Below are 2,835 nucleotides of genomic sequence, written 5' to 3'. Positions count from 1 at the left end.
AGGGGCTAAATTTATGCCTAAAAATAAGGTTTTCGGACAGGCTGAGGGGGGGAATATCCTGATTGAGGAACTGGAAGATATTAAGGCAGAGATGCCCCAGGAATATAGAAGAAATCTTTTGCGGAGCACAGATTGGTATCTGGTCGATTATCAAGCAAGAGGGAAAAGAACCGGTAATGGAGGCCGATGCAAATATGCGTGAGCTTCTGGGGCTGACGATATTCAGAAAGCAAAAAATGCCGGTATGAATGAGCATCTGGCGAAGCCATTTGAGATGGAGAAGGTGCTTCGTACGATTTCAAGGTATCACAAGGTGTAGAGTAAAAAATATAATTGAAGGCTTTTGTACTCAACATCATCTTATGACATATAAAGAGGAGGAAAGAACGATGTATATCACATGTTTAGACGTAGAAGGAGTATTAGTACCGGAAATTTGGATTGCTTTTGCCAAGGCAAGTAATATTCCGGAACTTAAAAAGACAACAAGAGATGAGCCTGATTATGACAAACTTATGAAATGGCGTCTTGGTATTTTAAAGGAGCATGGTCTTGGATTGAAGGAAATTCAAGAGACAATCGCCAAGATCGATCCGCTTCCGGGAGCAAAAGAGTTCTTAGATGAGCTCCGTACATTTAGTCAGGTGATTCTTATCAGTGATACATTTACACAGTTTGCAACACCACTGATGGAGAAATTAGGATGGCCTACATTGTTCTGTAACACACTGGAAGTTGCGGAAGATGGAGAGATTACCGGATTCAAGATGCGTGTAGAACAGTCGAAACTCAGTACAGTCAAAGCACTGCAGTCTATCGGATTTGACACAATCGCAAGTGGAGATTCTTATAATGACCTTGGCATGATTCAGGCTAGTAAAGCTGGATTTTTATTTAGAAGTACCGATAAGATCAAAGCAGACTATCCACAGATTCCGGCATATGAAACATATGATGAACTGTTAAGTGCGATTAAAGAAGCAATGAAATAAATTTATAAAAAGACCAGCCGGGTATTCTTCATGATGAGCTTATTTTCTATAACTGCTGCGCCGCTTATTTCTGTGTGATTATACAAACTTACCGATAAATCGGTTCAAACAGTGTATAATCACACAGACTATGCTCGCAGCTATCACGAAAATAACTCAATTCATGAAGAATACCCGGTTGGTTTTATATATTATTTATCTTATTGCAATAAAAAAGATGCCAGGTTAATCTGCGTGATAAAACACAGATTGCTGGCATCTTATAAAATCAATAAGTATAAATTAAATCCAGATTCTTAATGTATTGATTAATTTCTGTTTTTCCAGATCATTCATCTGAGCTACAAGATGCATAACTTCATTGTCTAGAGCGTTTTCTTTATAAGCAGGCTCCAGAGAACCAACAAGAGAATCCAGTGTTGTATTCATAAGCTTTGCATAGTAGATCAGGATACGAAGAGACATTGCTGTACGATTGTTCTCTACGTTGCTGATATATCCTGGTGTTACGTGCAGGGCATCTGCGACCTCTGCCTGTGTCAGATTCATCTCCTGGCGTAATTTCTTCACGCGGGAGCCAAGGTTTTCTTCAAAATTGCCGTCTTTTTGATTTTTATTCATAATGACCTCCATGATCAAATTTTTTCTTTTAAGTACAATAATAAGTATACTTAGAATTATACTATAAATAATCAAGAAGTGCAACGTTGGAGATTAGTTGTAATCTCATTTTTTGCGCATTAAACCGAATGCCGAGGCATTCTTGAATAGGAAAATAAAACAAATTTCCGGGAAAAGAGGGAGTAATCACTCTTCATGGGTGCTTGCAGCAATCACGACACCGACCATAATCAGAAATGCCCCAATTGCTCCTTGCAGAGATAATTTTTCATGGAGAAAAATATAGGCAAAAATCATAGAAAATACTGGTTCCAGTGCGAAAAGCATGCTGGTATGTTCCGGAGATGTGTATTCTTGAGCAACTGGCTGAACGATAAATCCAAAAGCACTGCAGATTATCGCCAGACCAAGAATTGCACCCCACTGCGCGCCACTGCCCGGAAGTGAGGGAGTCTCAAATAAAAATGTAAAGATCACACCATACAGACCGACAAATCCAAGCTGCCAGATTCCAAGAAGAAAGCTGTCAGTTTCTTTTGTAAAATGATCCATCAGAATAATCTGGATGGTGTAGGAAAATGCACTGAGGATACATAAAATATCTCCAAGATTAATTGTAAAGGTGGAGAAAAATGTAAGCAGACAGATTCCAAGTAAAGCCAAAAGGACTCCAAGAGTTGTACGTTTGGATGGCAGTTTGTGTTTTAAAAAGCTGTGTACTACCGGTACGAATACAGACACAATACCAACCAGGAATCCAGCATTGGAAGCGGTCGTGTATTTCATTCCCGGAACAAGAAAAGCAAACACACCAAACAGAAGCAGACCGAGAATACTTCCGTATCCAAGAGTGCGCAGGTTCATCAGCTTCATTTTCGGCAAGAAAACCAGTGCAACGGTAATAAATGCAATGCAAAAACGCAGTGCAATAATAGAGAATGGCGGCATTCCTGTCAGCCCGATTTTCATCAGAAGATATGAACAGCCCCAGGTCATGGCTACGATGGCAATCAGAATATCGGCTTGTCCCTGTGATAGCTTATTTTTGGTTGCAGCATTAGATTTTTCAGTTGTAGGTTTTGCTATAGTGTTTTTACGTTCCCCAGACATAATAGACACTCCTTTAACAGTTGTATATCAGCCGGGAGATGACTCCCACTTCTATAGGGGCGCCACTGAAAAAGTGGTAAGTTTAGTCCCACAGGGCGCCAAATATGTGTAA

4 protein-coding genes are annotated in these 2,835 nt (G+C 39.9%); 2 read left to right on the top strand and 2 right to left on the bottom strand.

The annotated features are described in order from the left end of the window. The coding region (locus LI149_RS14860) for a hypothetical protein (RefSeq protein ID WP_227143598.1) at window positions 1-202 on the top strand (202 nt) is incomplete at its 5' end. 187 nt (window positions 203-389) lie between these two features. After that, window positions 390-992 (top strand): bifunctional phosphoserine phosphatase/homoserine phosphotransferase ThrH, encoded by a 603-nt coding sequence (gene thrH / locus LI149_RS14855; RefSeq protein WP_022278922.1) that lies wholly within the window; start codon window positions 390-392, stop codon window positions 990-992. A 282-nt stretch (window positions 993-1,274) separates the two neighbouring features. Here the strand turns inward: thrH and LI149_RS14850 are convergent, their stop codons facing one another. Together LI149_RS14850 and LI149_RS14845 are read right to left on the bottom strand one after the other, a co-directional pair. Then, on the bottom strand, window positions 1,275-1,613 hold the full coding sequence (locus tag LI149_RS14850) for a helix-turn-helix domain-containing protein (RefSeq protein WP_005339999.1): 339 nt from the start codon (window positions 1,611-1,613) through the stop codon (window positions 1,275-1,277). Window positions 1,614-1,799: 186 nt separating this feature from the next. After that, window positions 1,800-2,723 (bottom strand): DMT family transporter, encoded by a 924-nt coding sequence (locus tag LI149_RS14845; protein ID WP_173786109.1) that lies wholly within the window; start codon window positions 2,721-2,723, stop codon window positions 1,800-1,802. Window positions 2,724-2,835 lie beyond the last annotated feature (112 nt).

This window comes from Dorea sp. 210702-DFI.3.17 (genome assembly GCF_020560825.1).
Taxonomy (GTDB): domain Bacteria; phylum Bacillota; class Clostridia; order Lachnospirales; family Lachnospiraceae; genus Dorea; species Dorea formicigenerans.
This window is presented reverse-complemented; position numbering and strand designations above follow the sequence as displayed.

Excerpts from the sequence above, each read along its gene's own strand:
- thrH (WP_022278922.1), top strand. The coding sequence starts at position 390 with ATGTATATCACATGTTTAGACGTAGAAGGAGTATTAGTACCGGAAATT.
- LI149_RS14850 (WP_005339999.1), bottom strand. The coding sequence starts at position 1,613 with ATGAATAAAAATCAAAAAGACGGCAATTTTGAAGAAAACCTTGGCTCC.
- LI149_RS14845 (WP_173786109.1), bottom strand. The coding sequence starts at position 2,723 with ATGTCTGGGGAACGTAAAAACACTATAGCAAAACCTACAACTGAAAAA.